The sequence below is a fragment of the Williamsia sp. M5A3_1d genome, assembly GCF_053345315.1.
In genome coordinates this window covers 479,334-495,676 of sequence record NZ_JBKEZX010000002.1, presented here as the reverse complement: position 1 = coordinate 495,676, position 16,343 = coordinate 479,334, and the positions used below count along the sequence as shown (strand labels likewise).

General features: G+C 68.4%; 15 protein-coding genes. 9 read left to right on the top strand and 6 right to left on the bottom strand.

Going from position 1 to position 16,343, the window contains the following annotated elements:
* The first annotated feature begins 66 nt into the window (after positions 1 to 66).
* The 6 genes from purL to ACLBW1_RS09855 all read left to right on the top strand — a co-directional run bounded on the left by purL (position 67) and on the right by ACLBW1_RS09855 (position 6,561).
* On the top strand, positions 67 to 2,352 hold the full coding sequence (purL, locus tag ACLBW1_RS09880; protein WP_447811653.1) for a phosphoribosylformylglycinamidine synthase subunit PurL: 2,286 nt from the start codon (positions 67 to 69) through the stop codon (positions 2,350 to 2,352).
* 48 nt (positions 2,353 to 2,400) lie between these two features.
* Positions 2,401 to 3,054, top strand: coding sequence for a hypothetical protein (locus ACLBW1_RS09875; RefSeq protein ID WP_447811652.1), 654 nt, complete (start codon positions 2,401 to 2,403; stop codon positions 3,052 to 3,054).
* A gap of 13 nt (positions 3,055 to 3,067) precedes the next feature.
* Positions 3,068 to 3,409 carry a DMT family transporter gene (locus tag ACLBW1_RS09870; RefSeq protein WP_447811651.1) on the top strand — a complete coding sequence of 114 codons (342 nt, stop codon included), beginning with the start codon at positions 3,068 to 3,070 and terminating at the stop codon, positions 3,407 to 3,409.
* Positions 3,410 to 3,449: 40 nt separating this feature from the next.
* Positions 3,450 to 4,514: a GGDEF domain-containing protein gene (locus tag ACLBW1_RS09865; protein ID WP_447811650.1), complete on the top strand. Its 1,065-nt coding sequence runs from the start codon at positions 3,450 to 3,452 to the stop codon at positions 4,512 to 4,514.
* A gap of 77 nt (positions 4,515 to 4,591) precedes the next feature.
* Positions 4,592 to 5,671, top strand: a complete 1,080-nt coding sequence (locus tag ACLBW1_RS09860; protein WP_447811649.1) for an NAD(P)H-dependent amine dehydrogenase family protein — start codon at positions 4,592 to 4,594, stop codon at positions 5,669 to 5,671.
* 44 nt (positions 5,672 to 5,715) lie between these two features.
* A complete protein-coding gene (locus ACLBW1_RS09855) occupies positions 5,716 to 6,561 on the top strand; it encodes a phytanoyl-CoA dioxygenase family protein (protein WP_447811648.1) in 846 nt (281 codons plus the stop codon).
* A 9-nt stretch (positions 6,562 to 6,570) separates the two neighbouring features.
* Here ACLBW1_RS09855 and ACLBW1_RS09850 read toward each other — a convergent pair whose 3' ends face one another.
* Both ACLBW1_RS09850 and ACLBW1_RS09845 read right to left on the bottom strand, forming a co-directional pair.
* Complete coding sequence (locus tag ACLBW1_RS09850) at positions 6,571 to 7,023, bottom strand: Rv0361 family membrane protein (protein ID WP_447811647.1); 453 nt, start codon at positions 7,021 to 7,023, stop codon at positions 6,571 to 6,573.
* A gap of 29 nt (positions 7,024 to 7,052) precedes the next feature.
* Positions 7,053 to 8,561 carry a glutamate--cysteine ligase gene (locus tag ACLBW1_RS09845; protein ID WP_447811646.1) on the bottom strand — a complete coding sequence of 503 codons (1,509 nt, stop codon included), beginning with the start codon at positions 8,559 to 8,561 and terminating at the stop codon, positions 7,053 to 7,055.
* A 202-nt stretch (positions 8,562 to 8,763) separates the two neighbouring features.
* Between ACLBW1_RS09845 and ACLBW1_RS09840 the strand changes: the two genes are divergently transcribed.
* Complete coding sequence (locus tag ACLBW1_RS09840; RefSeq protein WP_447811645.1) at positions 8,764 to 9,147, top strand: sterol carrier family protein; 384 nt, start codon at positions 8,764 to 8,766, stop codon at positions 9,145 to 9,147.
* A gap of 120 nt (positions 9,148 to 9,267) precedes the next feature.
* Complete coding sequence (gene purF, locus ACLBW1_RS09835; protein WP_447811644.1) at positions 9,268 to 10,863, top strand: amidophosphoribosyltransferase; 1,596 nt, start codon at positions 9,268 to 9,270, stop codon at positions 10,861 to 10,863.
* Between the two features lie 16 nt (positions 10,864 to 10,879).
* On the opposite strand, the gene ACLBW1_RS09830 is transcribed toward purF, so the two are convergent.
* Positions 10,880 to 12,871, bottom strand: coding sequence for an OPT family oligopeptide transporter (locus ACLBW1_RS09830; protein WP_447811643.1), 1,992 nt, complete (start codon positions 12,869 to 12,871; stop codon positions 10,880 to 10,882).
* 147 nt (positions 12,872 to 13,018) lie between these two features.
* Here ACLBW1_RS09830 and purM point away from each other — a divergent pair, with 147 nt between their 5' ends.
* On the top strand, positions 13,019 to 14,128 hold the full coding sequence (gene purM / locus ACLBW1_RS09825; protein WP_447811642.1) for a phosphoribosylformylglycinamidine cyclo-ligase: 1,110 nt from the start codon (positions 13,019 to 13,021) through the stop codon (positions 14,126 to 14,128).
* Positions 14,129 to 14,192: 64 nt separating this feature from the next.
* Here the strand turns inward: purM and ACLBW1_RS09820 are convergent, their stop codons facing one another.
* The 3 genes from ACLBW1_RS09820 to ygfZ all read right to left on the bottom strand — a co-directional run bounded on the left by ACLBW1_RS09820 (position 14,193) and on the right by ygfZ (position 16,314).
* On the bottom strand, positions 14,193 to 14,372 hold the full coding sequence (locus ACLBW1_RS09820) for a DUF3073 domain-containing protein (protein WP_447811641.1): 180 nt from the start codon (positions 14,370 to 14,372) through the stop codon (positions 14,193 to 14,195).
* A 155-nt stretch (positions 14,373 to 14,527) separates the two neighbouring features.
* Entirely contained in the window at positions 14,528 to 15,196 is a 669-nt protein-coding gene (locus tag ACLBW1_RS09815) for an MOSC domain-containing protein (RefSeq protein ID WP_447811640.1), read from the bottom strand.
* Complete coding sequence (ygfZ, locus tag ACLBW1_RS09810; protein ID WP_447812150.1) at positions 15,193 to 16,314, bottom strand: CAF17-like 4Fe-4S cluster assembly/insertion protein YgfZ; 1,122 nt, start codon at positions 16,312 to 16,314, stop codon at positions 15,193 to 15,195. Before ygfZ ends, ACLBW1_RS09815 begins: the two co-directional genes overlap by 4 nt.
* Positions 16,315 to 16,343: the final 29 nt, after the last annotated feature.

Below are 16,343 nucleotides of genomic sequence, written 5' to 3'. Positions count from 1 at the left end.
ATGTGACGGCGACCTCGCTCGGGCGCGAGGAGGCGGCGCGGGGACCCGACCACCTACGATGTTCCCGTGATCGCACAGGTAGATACCGTCTCCGTCGCCGCCGACACCCCCGACGTCCCCCAGCCCTTCCGCGAGCTCGGTCTCAAGGACGACGAGTACGCGCGGATCCGCGAGATCCTCGGCCGGCGTCCCACCGACGCCGAGCTGGCCATGTACTCGGTGATGTGGTCCGAGCACTGCAGCTACAAGTCGTCGAAGGTGCACCTGAAGTACTTCGGTGAGACCACCACCGACGAGATGCGCTCGGCGATGCTCGCCGGGATCGGCGAGAACGCCGGCGTGGTCGACATCGGCGACGGCTGGGCCGTCACCTTCAAGGTCGAGTCGCACAACCACCCGTCCTACGTCGAGCCGTACCAGGGCGCTGCGACCGGCGTCGGCGGCATCGTCCGCGACATCATGGCCATGGGCGCCCGACCGATCGCGGTGATGGATCAGCTGCGGTTCGGCGCGGCCGACGCCCCCGACACCCGTCGCGTCGTCGACGGTGTGGTTCGTGGTGTGGGTGGCTACGGCAACTCGCTCGGACTGCCGAATGTCGGTGGCGAGACCGTCTTCGACGCCAGCTACGCGGGCAACCCGCTCGTCAACGCGCTGTGTGCGGGCGTACTCCGGGTGGAGGACCTACAGCTCGCCTTCGCCTCGGGCGCGGGTAACAAGATCATCCTGTTCGGCGCCCGCACCGGCCTCGACGGCATCGGCGGCGTGTCGGTGCTCGCATCGGAGACCTTCGACGACACAGGCGAATCCGGGCCGAACCGGAAGAAGTTGCCGGCCGTGCAGGTCGGTGACCCGTTCACCGAAAAGGTGCTCATCGAGTGCTGCCTCGAGCTGTATCACGCAGGCCTCGTGGTCGGCATCCAGGATCTCGGTGGTGCGGGGTTGTCGTGTGCCACCTCCGAGCTGGCGTCCGCCGGTGACGGCGGCATGAGCATCGCGCTCGAGACCGTCCCGATGCGCGCCGAGGGCATGACGCCGGCCGAGGTGCTCTCCAGCGAGTCGCAGGAACGCATGTGCGCCGTGGTCACACCAGAGAACGTCGATGCGTTCCTCGCCGTGTGTCGCAAGTGGGATGTGCTCGCCACCGTGATCGGTGAGGTCACCGACGGTGACAACCTCGAGATCACCTGGCACGGAGAGACCGTCGTCGACGTGCCGCCGCGCACCGTCGCCCACGAGGGCCCCGTGTACCAGCGTCCGGTGGAGCGGCCCGAGTGGCAGGACACCGTGATCGCCTCGCGTAGTGCCGATCTCGCCAGGCCCGCTTCCGATGACGAGCTGCGTTCGACGCTGCTGACCATGCTCGCCTCGCCTGCGCTGTGCAGCCGCAAGTTCATCACCGAGCAGTACGACCGCTACGTCCGCGGCAACACGGTGCTGGCCGAGAACGCCGACGGCGGGGTGATCCGCATCGACGAGAACACCGGTCGCGGAATCGCTCTCGCCACCGACGCCTCGGGTCGCTACACCTATCTCGATCCGTACCGTGGCGCGCAACTGGCGTTGGCCGAGGCCTACCGCAACGTGGTGGTCACCGGGGCGACCCCCAAGGCGGTCACCAACTGCCTCAACTTCGGTTCGCCCGAGGACCCCGCGGTGATGTGGCAGTTCTCCGAGGCCGTGAAGGGCCTCGCCGACGGCTGCGCGCAGCTGGGCATCCCGGTGTGCGGCGGCAACGTCAGCTTCTACAACCAGACCGGCTCGACCCCCATCCTCCCGACCCCCGTGGTCGGGGTGCTCGGCGTGATCGACGACGTCCACCGCCGTATCCCGACCGACATCGGTACCGAGCCCGGCGAGACCCTGATCCTGATGGGCGACACGAAAGATGAACTCGACGGGTCGATCTGGGCGCAGGTCACCCATGATCACCTCGGCGGCGTCCCGCCCGAGGTCGATCTCGACCGTGAGCGACTGCTCGGTTCGATCCTCACCGCGGCCTCACGCGACGGACTGATCTCGGCGGCACACGACCTGTCCGAGGGCGGGCTCGCGCAGACCGTCGTCGAATCGGCGCTCGCCGGTGAGACCGGTTGCCGCATCATCCTCCCCGAGGGTGCCGATCCGTTCGTGTGGCTGTTCTCCGAGTCGGCCGGCCGGGTGCTCGTCGCCGTGCCCCGCACCGAGGAGACACGGTTCTGCTCGATGCTCACCGCTCGCGAGATGCCGTGGACGCGAATCGGTGTGGTCGATCAGGGCAGCGACTCCGTCGAGATCCAGGACCACTTCTCGGTCACCCTCGCCGAACTGCGCGAGGTCCACGAGGCCACGTTGCCCGCCCTCTTCGGCTGAGCCGTACACTCGTGCGGTCGAGATGCAGCGCCCGCACAGGAGGCAGTGATGACCGGTCCGGACCCCTCGTACGACCTGAATCGATTCCCGCCGCCCCCGAATTACGGACCCCCGCAGGGCTACGGACCCCCGCAGGGCTACGGACCCCCGCAGGGATACGGGCCGCCACAGGGATACGGTCCGCCTCCCGGTTACGGACCCCCGCCCGGATACGCACCGACGCAGGGGTATCCGCAGCATCCCGGTGGTCCGGGTGGCTGGACGCCTCCTCCTCCGTCGTCGGCGACCGCGGTGATCGCGGCGGTTCTCGCGTTCCTCGGCGTCATAGCTGCTGCGTTCGGGCTTATCGGCGACGCAGTGGTCCTCGGTGGATCGGATGTCGACCTGCCGACCTGGTACGTCGTGTTCGAACTGCTGGGCAACCTGGTGCGGGTGGGCGTCCTGATCGCGGGCGGAGTTCTGCTGCTGCGCAGGCGAACCCTCGGGCGGAACCTGATCTTCGTGGGTGTCGGTGTCAGCATCGTGATCGGGATCGTCGGTGCGATCATCGCCACCACGGCATCGAGTTCGGACAACGGCGCGGCGTTCGCGGTGGGTGCGAGTGTGGGCTCGTTGTTCGTCCTGCTGTTCCCCGTGGCCACCGTGGTCCTGCTGCTCGTCCCGCCCACCACACGATGGTTGCGAACGGCGCCACCCTCGTGATCGATCGGCGGCGATGACACCGGCGGCAGCGCTGCTGCTGTGCGGAGCCATCGGATGTGATGTCTCGGCCGCGGTGTCGTTGAAACTCGCCGAGGGGTTCACCCGTCCGGTGCCGTCGGTGGTCGTGGTCGTCGGCTACATCGGCAGCGTCGTGTTCCTCGGCCTCGCCATCGACCGCGGACTCGACATCGGCATCGGATACGCGCTGTGGTCGGCCGCGGGCACCACACTCGTCGCCCTCGCCGGCGCGGTGTTCTTCCGGGAACGCCTCGGGATCGTCGCGCTGGTGGGGATCGCGTTCATCGTGGTGGGTGCCATCCTGGTCAACCTGGGGACCGCACACCTCGACGCGTAGTCGTCCTCGACGCCGCCGCACCGGCTTGTACGCTTGTCCGATGGCCTGGGGGAGTCGCGAGATCGTTCGGTGGTGGTCGTCGCCGTCGGTGTATCGCAACACCGTGCAGTATCTGCGCAGCGTCGGGTTGCGGCGTCCGATCGAGGTGACCGTCGGTCTCTGCTCGTTCCTGTACGGCGCCGGGGCGGTGCTCTCCGCCGTGTATTTCAGCAAGGGGCCGGGCATTCCGTATTCGGTGCCCGTCACGCTGGCCGTGGCGGCCACGTCGCTCGCGATCGGTGCGTTCTGGCTGCGCGGTGGCGAGGTCTCGGAGCGGTCCTCCCTCTTCTTCCTCGGCTACAGCGACGTCTCGGTCCTCGTGGTGGTGCTGTGCTACTCCGACACGTTCACGGCGTTTCCCGGTCTGGCGCTCCTCGCGGTCAACGGCATCTACGCCGCCTTCCTGCACAGCGCGCGAGCGGTGGCGGGTCACTTCGCCATCTCCGCGGGCGCGATGATCTGGTGTGCAGCGGCATCGGTGGCCGACGGCGTCGAGCCGGTCCTCGTGGCGATCCGTGCACTCGTCCTGCTGCCCATCGTGATGGTGGTGCCCCTCGTCGTCCTGCCGGGCGTGCGCGTACTCAACGCCGACGCCATCGGCGCCCACCGCGACAGTCTCACCGGCCTTTTCAACCGTCGAGGCCTCATCGCGAGCGCAGGCGACCACATCCGCCATTCCGGTCCGGTCTCCGTCCTGGTGCTCGACATCGACAAGTTCAAGTCGATCAACGACAGGTACGGGCATCGATGCGGCGACGAGGTGCTGACAGAGTTCGGTGCAGCGTTGCGATCGGCCGTCCCCGCCGATGCGGTGACCGCGCGGATCGGTGGCGAGGAGTTCGCGATCCTGCTTCGCGACGACGACACCCACGCCGATGGGGTCGCCGAGCGCGTCCATGCCTGCCCGATCGCGGTGCGGACGGGTATCGCGATCACCGTGAGCATCGGGATCGCCACGGCGGCGCGACTGGAGTCGGTCGACGCACTGACCGGGTTGCTCGACCGCGCAGACGCGGCCATGTATCGGGCGAAGGCCGACGGTGGGCGACGCACGGCATCGGGCTGACGCAGAAAGCCCCTCGCGAGTACTAGAACGTGTTCTACCCTGAGGCGGTTGCCAGCATTCGGACACGGAGGTCTCGCGTGGTGCTCAGAGTCGTCGAATGGTCCACGGGAACTGTGGGCCGGCACGCGATCGCCGGGATCGACGCCCGCCCCGACCTCGAACTCGTCGGGGTGTGGGTGTCCAACCCCGACAAGGTCGGCAAGGACGCGGGACAGCTCGCCGACCTCGGCCGCGACCTCGGCGTCATCGCCACGAACGACCGCGACGCCCTCATCGCGTTGAAGCCCGACGCCATCGTGCACACCGCTATGGTCGACGACCGGATCTTCGAGGCGTTCGAGGATCTGCTGCTCTTCCTCGAGGCGGGGATCAACGTGGTGTCATCGGGTCCGGTGCTGCTGCAGTACCCGAAAGGCGTGATCCCCGACGACATGATCGCCCGCGTCGAGGCGGCGGCCGCGAAGGGCAACGCCAGTCTGCACGTGAACGGCATCGACCCCGGTTTCGCCAACGATGTTCTCCCACTGGCGATGACGAGCCTGTCGCAGCGTATCGACCAGGTGTGCTGCTACGAGATCGCCGACTACTCGACGTACTACCAGCCGGTGGTGATGAGCGAGATCTTCGGCTTCGGCAAATCCCTCGACGAGACACCGATGCTCTTCACCCCGGGTGTGCTGTCGATGGCGTGGGGGAGTGTGGTCCGTCAGATCGCCGCCGGCCTCGACCTCACCCTCGACGAACCGCTGGTCGAGAAGGTGGAACGGATCCCCGCCGAGCGCGACATCTCGACGGTGTCGTGCGACATCGCCGAGGGCACCATGGCGGCCGTGCGGTTCCAGGTGATCGGCACCGTCGACGGTGTCGAACGCGTGGTGCTCGATCACATCACCCGTACCGACCCGACGCAGCGACCCGACTGGCCGACACCTCACACCGGTGACGGCTGCTACCGGATCGAGATCACCGGCGAACCGATGATGACCGTCGACTTCACCCACCACGGCGAGCACGGCGACCACAACGTCTCGGGCATGATCGTCACCGCCATGCGGCTGGTCAACGCGGTCGAGGCGGTCGTCGCCGCGGAGCCCGGCCTCGTGACGGCACTCGACCTGCCGCTGGTCACCGGTCGGGGACTCGTCCCGCCGGCGTGATCGCTCGACACGCGAAGATCGGCGCGCAGTCGTAACCTCGGCCCATGGGAGCCCTCCACGCCCTCGGCGTCTTCGGAACCGACGAGATCGAGGACCTGCTGTGGTTCTACGACATGCACGGGTACGCGATCCTGCGTGGCCTCATCGACGAGACTCGGCTGGCCCGGATCGAATCGGAGTGCGCCGAGGCGCAGGAGAACGTGCGGTCGGGAGTCCTCGGTGACCGGTACGGATCCACGGTGTTCCTCGACGAGGCCACGTCGGCAACAGGATTCGTCAACTACGTCGAATACGTGTCGGAGGTCTCGCCCGCGGTGTCCGATGCGGTGTCTGACCCGGTGCTGCGCTCGATCATGGCCTCGCTGCTCGGTGAGAGTTGTTGGCTGCGTGCCCACGAGCAGTTCGGTGTCGTCTATCAGGACGCGCGTCCGGGACGGGAATCCGGGTACGCCCGCATCGGCTGGCACACCGACTGGCAGGCCGGTCCCAGCCTCGACGTCTGGCCCAGCACGGCGTTCACGATCCACGTAGACGGCACGAGCCCGGCCAACGGGTTCCTCAGAGTGGTTCCCGGAAGCCACCTCTGGGCGACGCCCGCGCCCTATCGGAACGCGACGGGGGTGACGGTGCCCGCCGGAGCGCGTCCCGCCCGCGGTCGCACCGACCGCACACCACCGTTCGAGATGCCGCTGCGATTCGAGAAGGTTCGCGGTGAGGTCGCGGTGTACGCCGACGCCGGCGACATCATCCTGCACGACGCCTACCTCTGGCATTCCGCGGCGCGGGCGACCGACGACGGCGAATGGCGTCGGCACGTACGCGGCGGATACTTCGGGGGCAGCCGACCACCCGCGGGCGTCGAGGAGTTCGTGAAGAACGCGGCTCGATAGCCGGCGGGGTCAGCCGGCGAACTTCGCCTTCGACGACGGGCAGAGCTTCCAGTCCGCACCGTCCTTGTGGAAGTAGATCGCGCCGTCGGGCTGACCGGTGGTCTTCACCGTGCCGGTCGCATCGTCGCCGGCGAATTTCACGTCGACCAGGGTGAAGGCGGGAAGCGGCTGGGCGAGCGGTTGCGTCGACAGGTTCGCGTACCGACTCTTGTCGGCGGTGCACACCGCGTCGCGGGCGGTGGTCGCGTCGCCCTTGCTGGCGGCATCGGTGAACTGGTGCGCGACATCGCTGACCTGCTGGGTGTCGGTGCGGCCACCCTTCGCGTCGTCGCTGCTGTCGGAGAAGTAGGCGATCAGCCCGACAGCGAGTGCGGCGATGGCGACCACCACCACGACGGCCACGATCACGAACCCGCGGCGGTTGGAGCGGTCAGGTGTCGTCGGATCGGGTGCGGCGGTCATGTATGCCACGGTAGCCGCGCGGGCGGGACTCACAGATCCCAGGTGTGCACGGCCTCGCCCTCGTGCATCCGTTCGACGTACTCGCGCATCATGCCCGAGAGCGCCCGGTCGCGGGAGTCGCCGGCACGTTCGCGCGCGGCGACCGATTCGCGTTGCCACACCGCGCCGGTCTGTCGGGCGAGGCATCGGCCCTCGATCACCGACAGGTAGCGGCGACGCGCCCGGTCGGACACCCCGTAGGCGGCCAGGCCGCGGTCGGCGAGGGGGAGCAGTCGTCGCAGCACCAGCTCGTCGGGCGACACCCAGCCGACCGCGGGCCAGTACAGCGCCGCGTCGAGGCCGTCACGGGCGCCCGAGTGCAGGTTCTCGGTGGCGGCGTCGAACGACATCTGTGACCACAACGGTCGGTCGGCGTCGACGAGCGCACGGACCACGCCGTAGTAGAAGGCCGAGTCGGCCATCGTGTCGAGCACCGTGGGCCCGGCCGGCAGCACCCGGTTCTCGATGCGCAGGTGCGCGTGACCGTCGACGACGTCGTAGATCGGGCGGTTCCACCGGTACACGGTGCCGTTGTGCAGTTTCAGTTCGGTGAGTTCCGGGATGTCGCCCGCCGCGAGGGTCTCCAGTGGATCGTCGTCGCTGCAGACGGGCAGCAGCGCCGGGAAGTAGCGGGTGTTCTCCTCGAACAGGTCGAAGATGGTGGTGATCCACCGCTCGCCGAACCACACCCGTGGCCGCACGCCCTGGTTCTTCAGTTCCAGGGGTCGGGTGTCGGTGGCCTGTTCGAACACCGGGATCCGGCTCTCGTGCCACAGCGCCTTGCCGGCGAAGAACGGGGAGTTGCCGGCCACGGCCACCTGCACCCCGGCGATCGCCTGCGCGGCGTTCCAATGTGCGGCAAAGGTTTCCGGCGCCACCCGCAGATGCAGCTGCACTGATGTGCAGGCCGCCTCGGGGAGGATCGAATCGCTGGTGGTGACGAGTCGTTCGCCGACGCGCTCGTCTCCGAGTGGAACCCCGTCGATGTCGAGGGCGATGTCCTCACCGCGCGCGGCGAAGATCTGCTCGTTGAGAAGGCCGTAGCGGGGGTTCGCCGAGATCCACCGGTGCGAGAGGTGGTCGGCGCGCAGGGTCGGCAGCATGCCGATCATCACGATGTGGTTGTCGGTGGCCGCGGCGCGCTGTTCGGCGCGGTTGAGCGATGCGCGCAGGGCCTGCTCGAGGGCGATGGTGTTGTCGTCGGTCAACGGGCGGGGTGCGACGTTGATCTCGATGTTGAACTGACCCAGCTCGGTCTGGAACTCGGGGTCGGCGATCGCTTGCAGCACAGTCGCATTCGACATCGCCGGGTTCATCGCCCGGTCGATCAGGTTGAGTTCGACCTCCATGCCGAGCAGCGGTTCGGACTGTCGGTGGGCGTCGGTGAACATGCCCTCGGTGAGCATCCGCGCGATGGCATCGGTGCCGCGGCTGACCTGTTCGCGAAAACGGCGCCGGTCCTCTCGGGTGAACTCACGCTTGGAGACCTCGGCACCCATCGGACCATCGTGTCATCGCCGAGGGGGTCCGCGCCTGCGGTATCGGCCAGCCCGAGGATGTCGGTGTGGTGCCGACTCGCCGCCGCGATGTCGGCGACGGTGATGATCGGCATGATCCTTCTCACGGCCATGGCGGGAATTCCTTCGTCGGGGTGATCTCCGGCGGCGTGGGTGCGCGCGCCTGCTGACATCATCGATGCTCATGGCCCCCAAGTCCGTCGACCCCGCACAGATGCGCGAATCGGTGCTGGTCGTGGCTGCGTGGCTGCGCGACGACACGCTGCCGACGCCGTCCCGCACCGAGCTGGCCGCGGCGGTCCGGATGTCGGCGCGCACCGTCGCCCAACTCGCACCGGGGGCATCGGTCGAGGTCAGGGTGCCGCCCTTCGTCGCCGTGCAGTGCATCCAGGGGCCGCGGCACACCCGGGGTACGCCACCGAACGTGGTCGAGACCGACCCGCGCACCTGGTTGTTGCTCGCTACCGGGCTGCTCGGCCTCGACGACGCGGTCGCCGAGGGCAAGGTGTCGGCGTCGGGGAGTCGCGCGGTGGAGCTCGTGGCGTACCTGCCGGTGGTCGCGATCTGAACCGGTGGTGCCTGCGGGACGCACGGGGCAGACGCGCACTCACATGATTCGCCCAGGTCGGCGCGCGGGCCCTAGACTCATCATCACGCCCTCCACCGCCCACCTCTTGGGAGCGTCACCGTGACCGAGCTGTCGATCAACAGCCCGAATCTTCTCGCGCCGAACGGCGTGAACTCCGCCTCCCGACCCGATGGCGGCGAACTCGACATCCACGAGAACGAACCGCGTGAGGAATGCGGCGTCTTCGGTGTGTGGGCTCCCGGCGAGGACGTCGCGAAGCTCAGCTACTACGGGCTCTACGCCCTGCAGCACCGCGGCCAGGAGGCCGCCGGTATCGCCGTCGGTGACGGTTCGCAGGTCCTGGTGTTCAAGGACCTCGGCCTGGTCAGTCAGGTGTTCGACGAGCAGACGCTGGCCTCGATGCCCGGCCACGTCGCGATCGGGCACTGCCGGTACTCCACCACCGGATCGACCACATGGGAGAACTCGCAGCCCATCTTCCGCACCACCGCAGCGGGAACCGGTGTGGCACTGGGACACAACGGCAACCTCGTCAACACCGCCGACCTCGCCAGCACGGCTCGCGCGGCGGGTCTGATGGAATCGCGGATGCACGGAGGCGCGACCTCGGATTCCGACGTCGTCGGTGCGCTGCTCGCACACGGCGCCGCCGACCGCACCATCGAGCAGGCTGCTATGGAGCTGCTGCCCACCCTCAAGGGTGCGTTCTGCCTGACCTTCATGGACGAGCACACCCTCTACGCAGCCCGCGACGCCCACGGCGTCCGTCCGTTGTGTCTCGGTCGTCTCGACCGGGGGTGGGTCGTCGCCTCGGAGACCGCTGCCCTCGACATCGTCGGTGCGTCGTTCGTCCGCGACATCGAGCCCGGTGAGCTGCTCGCCATCGACGCCGACGGCGTCCGCAGCTCGCGGTTCGCCCAGCCCACGCCCAAGGCGTGCGTCTTCGAGTACGTCTACCTCGCGCGTCCTGACAGCGTCATCAACGGCCGCTCGGTGCACTCCTCGCGGGTCGAGATCGGTCGCCGCCTGGCGCGTGAGTTCCCCGCCGAGGGCGATCTGGTGATCCCGGTGCCCGAGTCGGGGACGCCGGCCGCCACAGGTTTCGCGCAGGAATCGGGTATCCCCTACGGCCAGGGTCTGATGAAGAACGCCTATGTGGGCCGCACCTTCATCCAGCCGTCACAGACCATCCGCCAGCTCGGCATCCGCTTGAAGCTCAATCCCCTCAAAGAGGTCATCCGCGGCAAACGGCTTGTGGTGGTGGACGATTCGATCGTCCGCGGCAACACCCAGCGCGCGCTGATCCGCATGCTCCGCGAGGCCGGAGCCGCTGAGATCCATGTGCGCATCGCGTCGAGTCCGGTCCGGTGGCCGTGTTTCTACGGCATCGACTTCGCCTCGCCCGCCGAACTCATCGCCAACGGCATGGAGTCCGAGGAGGGCATGGTCGAGGGCGTGCGCCAGGCGATCGGCGCCGACACCCTGGCCTACATCAGCATCGACGAGATGATCGCCGCCACCGAGCAGCCACGCGATGCGCTCTGCGCCGCGTGTTTCGACGGCAGGTACCCGATCGATCTCCCGACCGAGACCTCGATGGGCAAAGCGGTTCTCGAGACGATGCTGTCGAACGCGGTCGGTTCCGACCCGCTCGGTGCGGTCAACGACAACGCCAGCGCGCTGCGTCGCCCCTGACCGCCACCGCGGTCGATCAGATCGCGGCCTCGGGTTTCGCCGAGACATCTTCCGACACCTTCTGGGTGCGCTTGTAGAGCCAGCCGACCACGAGGACGAACGCGAGGATCCCGACGATCTGGGCCCAGTTGTCCCAGCCCTCGCCGACGATCCGCAGTGGGTCGTCGTCTCCCGACGCCGCGACGATGCCGGCGAACACCACGCCGAACAGGCTCTCTCCCACGATGAGTCCGCAGGCGAGCAGCACCCCGAGTCGTTTGGTGCGCTCGACGTTCGACGCGTTCCGATCGGCCCACCGGTTGTAGAAGAACCCGAGCACCGCACCGATCGGGATCACGAGCGTGAGCGAGATGGGCAGGTACATACCGAGTCCCACCGCCAGCGGGGGCAACCGGAAACGGGTGGTACGGCTCATGGTCTCGTCGATCGCGATGACGCCGAGTCCGATGAGCGCGCCGAGTCCGATCAACGCCCAGTCCAGCGAGCCGCCGAACACGCCGCTCACCAGTGACGAGATGAGGGAGGCCTGCGGTGCGGCGAGGGCGTCGTCGCCCGCGTTCGGTGCGCCGGCGAACCCGAACGCGGTCTGCATCAGCTGCAGGATCGGCGGGATGACCGCAGAACCGAACAGCACGCCGATCACCAACGCCACCTGCTGTTTCCACGGTGTCGACCCGACCAGCTGACCGGTCTTGAGGTCCTGCAGGTTGTCGTTGGAGATGGTCGCGACACCGAACACCACCGACGTCGTGAACAACGTGTAGGCGACAAGTGCGGTCATCTGCGAGCCACTGGCGTCACCGAAGGTGACCTTGATCAGCAGGGCCGCGCTGATCGCGACGAGGATCCCGACACCCGACAGCGGGCTGTTCGAGGAACCGATGAGGCCGGCCATGTAGCCGCACACCGCGGCGATGACGAGACCGAACACCAGCAGGTACACCAGGCTCACCGTGATGATTCCGGCGACACCGCCGTTCAGCGCGGTGTCACTCGTGAAGTCCCACAGCAGCCAGCCGATGGGGATGAGCATGAACACGGCGACGCCGGCGACGATCTGAACCGGGATGTCGCGCTCCACGACGTCGACCTCGGTGCCCCCGCGGCGAAGACGCGCCGAGCGCGCCGACTCGATGATGCCGGTGACGATGGGACGCAGGATGGTCACCAGCGTCCACACCGCGGCGACCGCGATCGCGCCGGCCCCGATGAAACGCACGTCGGAGGAGAAGGTCGACGAGACCGTGTCGGCGAGAGCCTCCGACCCGGACAGGTTCCCCGAGGTGCGAATGGGCAGCAGGATGCCGAACGAGATGACGAGCCCGACGACCATCGCGATCGCGACGGTGAGCCCGACCAGGTGGCCGACGCCGATGAGGGCCATCGACAGGCTCGCGCCGACCATCGTGCCGCCCGAGCCGACCTTGAACGACGTCGCCACCGAGTTGCTGATCACCTTGAGCGACGACACGAGCGAGAAACCCGCGGCCACGAGCGCGGCCACCGACAGCATCCGCAGTCCGGTCTTGTTGTCCGCGGCGGCCTGCGCCGAATCCGAGGTGCCGACCTTGAGGACCTCGGCGCCCGCGACACCCTCGGGGAAGGGGAGATCGGATCCGGTCACCAACGCCCGACGCAACGGGATCGAGAACGCGACACCCAGGATGCCGCCGGTCGCGCACACCGCGGCGGTGGTCCAGTACGGGAAACCGGTCCACCAGCCGACCATGATGAGGCCGGGAAGCACGAAGATGATCGCCGAGAGCGTGCCTGCGGCCGAGGCGATGGTCTGCACGATGTTGTTCTCGACCAGCGAGTGGTTGCGGAAGTACCGCAGCACGCTCATCGAGATGACCGCCGCGGGGATCGAGGTGGCGAACGTGAGTCCCACCTTCAGTCCGAGGTAGACGTTGGCGGCGGTGAAGACGAGCGTGATGATCCCGCCCAGGATCACACCGCGAACGGTGAGTTCGCGGACGGCGCTGCCCGTGGTGCGCACATCGGTCATGGAAGCCACCTGTTCGATCGCAGGACAATGGTTACGAAGTATGGCCGACGCGGCCCGACGGTGTGCGACCGACGCCACACCCGGTAGGGGGCACGATGGCCGAAGTGGGGCGATACGGGCGGTGTCCGCTCCGGTAGCGTGTGGCGCGTGACCAATCAGGACTCCGATCCCGCAGGTGATAACGCTCCAGTCCGGCGGGGGGCGTCCTATGCCGATGCCGGCGTGGACATCGACGCAGGTGATCGAGCCGTCCGACTGTTCGCCCCGCACGCCAAGCGTGCGTCCCGTCCAGAGGTGCTCGGCGGCATCGGTGGGTTTGCCGGCCTGTTCGCGCTGAAGGGCAACTACCGCGAGCCCGTTCTCGCGTCCTCGACCGACGGTGTCGGGACGAAGCTCGCCATCGCCCAGGCCATGGACAAGCACGACACCGTGGGTCGCGATCTCGTCGCGATGGTCGTCGACGACCTCGTGGTGTGCGGTGCCGAACCGCTGTTCCTGCAGGACTACATCGCCGTCGGGAAGGTGGTCCCGGAGACCGTGGCGGAGCTGGTGAAAGGCATCGCCGACGGGTGTGTCGAGGCGGGGTGCGCCCTGCTGGGTGGCGAGACCGCCGAGCACCCCGGGCTGATGGAGGACGCGCACTACGACCTGTCGGCCACCGGAGTCGGTGTGGTGGAGGCAGATTCGGTGCTCTCGCCGGACCGCGTGCGCCCCGGCGACGTGGTGATCGCGATGGGGTCGTCGGGTCTGCACTCGAACGGCTACTCCTTGGCCCGCAAGGTGCTGCTCGAATGGGGCCACATGGATCTGGGTGGACACGTCGAGGAGTTCGGCCGCACCCTCGGCGAGGAACTGCTCGAGCCGACCCGCATCTACGCCAAGGACTGCCTCGCGCTCGTGGCCGAGACCGATGTACGCACGTTCTGCCACGTGACCGGCGGCGGGCTGGCCGAGAACCTCGCGCGCGTGATCCCCGACGGTCTGCTCGCCGAACTCGATCGGGGCACGTGGACGCCCGACCCGGTGTTCGCGATGATCGCCCAGCGCGGACGTGTCGAACGGCTCGAGATGGAACGCACCTTCAACATGGGGATCGGCATGGTCGCGATCGTGGCGCCCGAGGACACCGACCGTGCGCTCGCCGTGCTGACCGCCCGGCACCTGAACAGCTGGGTGCTCGGCACCATCACGAAGTCACACGACGGAAAAGACCACGCGGGAGCCGCGGCACTGAAGGGTGAACATCCGCGCTTCTGATCCGACCTCGGCCCTGTCGGGCTGTGAGGTCAGATCAGTGCGCCGGTGGTGACTGGTGCGGGTGTCAGGCCCGACGCCACTCGTCCTCGTCGGTCCACGCGTCAGCGGGGTCCGGTCGGTCGGAGGGGCGTTCGGGTTCGTTCGCAAGCTCTCGCTGCAGGCTGGTGAGGTCCATGTTCGGGGAGCTGTACTTCAACTCCCGAGCAACCTTCGTCTGCTTAGCTTTTGCTCTGCCGCGGCCCATAGGGGGACCCCCTCGCACAATGACGGGGCGGCCAATCGTGACTGGCGGCCCCATTCTGAGTTTATAGATCTTGTCGTGTGCAACAGTCTAGCGCGCTCGGAGCATCGATGCGGACCAGCCTGCACTGCGCGATGCCGGGCGTGGCCGCATCGGGCTCACTGTCGTGCGCGTGCGGCCTCGCGGGTGTGTCTGCGCAGCACCTTCGACGCCTCCCGGTGCACCTTGCCCGTATAGCGGGGGTCGTTGGTCAGGTGCTCGAGGGCATCGATGCTCACCTCGCCGGTGAACAGTGCGCGGGCGGTGACACCGTGGTCGGGGCGGTCGAGCACGACGATCGTGTCGCCCGCGGTGATCGTGCCCGGCACGAGCACCTTCAGGTAGGCGCCGACGTCGGCCCGATCGGCGAACCGTGCGATCCAGCGGTCCTCCTCGGCCCACGCCGCGAACGTGCGGCACGGGACGCGGGGGATGGTCACCTCGAGTTCGACGGTGTCGCCGACCCGCCAACGTTCGCCGATCACCGCATCGCTCGCCGCGACACCGTCGACGCGCAGGTTCTCCCCGAACCAACCCGGGGGCAGCTCTCGGTCGAGTTCCTCGGCCCACCGCCGGGCCTCGACGTCGCTGTAGGCGTACACGGCCTGATCGATGCCGCCGTGGTGCTTGGTGTCGCAGATCAGGTCGCCCGAAACACCCTCGGCGGTCACCGACACCGCGCCGGTGAACGGCGTCTTGGCGATGCCGCTGTCGCCGATGCGATCGAGCGTGACCGCGCGGTCGGCGCCACAGATCGCGAGGACCGAGCCCGTATGAGGTGTGGTCACCGGTTCCGCAGTCCCTCGATCGCGGCGCGACCCGCCTGGATCCGGTCGTCCTCCCGCAGCGACGACGGGTCGATGGCGGCCGCGGCACCGCCGGCGAGGAGTGCGGTCCCGGCCGGGACGCTGCGCTTGACCAGTGCGAGCGCGATGGGCCCGTATTCGTGGTGGTCGACCACGGTGCCGATCCGGCCGACCGTGCGTCCGTCGGCGGTGACGGCGTCGCCGGTGACGGGCCGGGTGTCGGAGCTGCCGTCGAGCTGCAGCAGCACCAGCCGCCGCGGAGGCTTGCCCAGGTTGTGCACCCGCGCGACGGTCTCCTGGCCGCGGTAGCAGCCCTTCTCGAGGTGGACGGCGCCGAATTCCTCGGGCCCGCCGATCCATTCGACCTCGTGGGGGATGGTGCGGTCGTCGGTGTCGATGCCCAGGCGCGGGGACACCGCGACCACCCGTGTCGCCTCGTAGGCCCACGTGCCCGCCGGTCGGGCGCCGGCCTCGACCAGCGAGTCCCACCAGCGCGCGAGTTCGGTTTGCGGCACGACGACGTCGACGCGGGGGATGGTCGGCCGTCCGTCCGCGCCGCGCTCACCCAGCGGGGGCATCACGCGCCAGAACCCGACAGGCTCGGCGTCGTGGTGTTGCTCGGGGATGCTGCCGGCCTGGTAGACCACCGCGTCCTCGGGTATCTCGAGCAACGCCGCGACGGGTCCCGACATCGCGTTCGGACCGAGCAGCGTCAGCACGGCGAGGTCGTCGCGCAGGACCGGCTCGGCCTTGGCCCAGAACACCATTCGCTGCAGGAAGCCCAGCAGCGGTTGTGTCCGTTCGTGTTCGGTGTCGATGACGGTGAGTCCGTCGATGTCGGTGACGACGAAATGCTCCTCCACGCGACCGTTCACGTCGAGGCTGAGGTTCTCGGCCGACCGCCGGTCGGGGAGGTTGCTGACGAACTGGCTCGTGATGGTGTGCAGCCAGCTCAACCGCTCGTCGCCGCTGATCTCGATCACGCCGCGGTGCGATCGATCGACCACCACCAGCGACTCGGCGGCGGTGCGTTGCTCTCCCAGCGGGTCGCCGTGATGCCATGCGACACCGGCGTCGGGGGAGTCGTCGGGGGCCGGGATGGGGGTCGAGGTGACGGGGGCGTCACCGT

Bases quoted from the DNA above. Each gene is read 5' to 3' on its own strand.
- ACLBW1_RS09875 (WP_447811652.1), top strand. From the start codon at position 2,401: ATGACCGGTCCGGACCCCTCGTACGACCTGAATCGATTCCCGCCGCCC.
- ACLBW1_RS09870 (WP_447811651.1), top strand. From the start codon at position 3,068: ATGACACCGGCGGCAGCGCTGCTGCTGTGCGGAGCCATCGGATGTGAT.
- ACLBW1_RS09865 (WP_447811650.1), top strand. From the start codon at position 3,450: ATGGCCTGGGGGAGTCGCGAGATCGTTCGGTGGTGGTCGTCGCCGTCG.
- ACLBW1_RS09855 (WP_447811648.1), top strand. From the start codon at position 5,716: ATGGGAGCCCTCCACGCCCTCGGCGTCTTCGGAACCGACGAGATCGAG.
- ACLBW1_RS09850 (WP_447811647.1), bottom strand. From the start codon at position 7,023: ATGACCGCCGCACCCGATCCGACGACACCTGACCGCTCCAACCGCCGC.
- ACLBW1_RS09845 (WP_447811646.1), bottom strand. From the start codon at position 8,561: ATGGGTGCCGAGGTCTCCAAGCGTGAGTTCACCCGAGAGGACCGGCGC.
- ACLBW1_RS09840 (WP_447811645.1), top strand. From the start codon at position 8,764: ATGGCCCCCAAGTCCGTCGACCCCGCACAGATGCGCGAATCGGTGCTG.
- ACLBW1_RS09830 (WP_447811643.1), bottom strand. From the start codon at position 12,871: ATGACCGATGTGCGCACCACGGGCAGCGCCGTCCGCGAACTCACCGTT.
- ACLBW1_RS09820 (WP_447811641.1), bottom strand. From the start codon at position 14,372: ATGGGCCGCGGCAGAGCAAAAGCTAAGCAGACGAAGGTTGCTCGGGAG.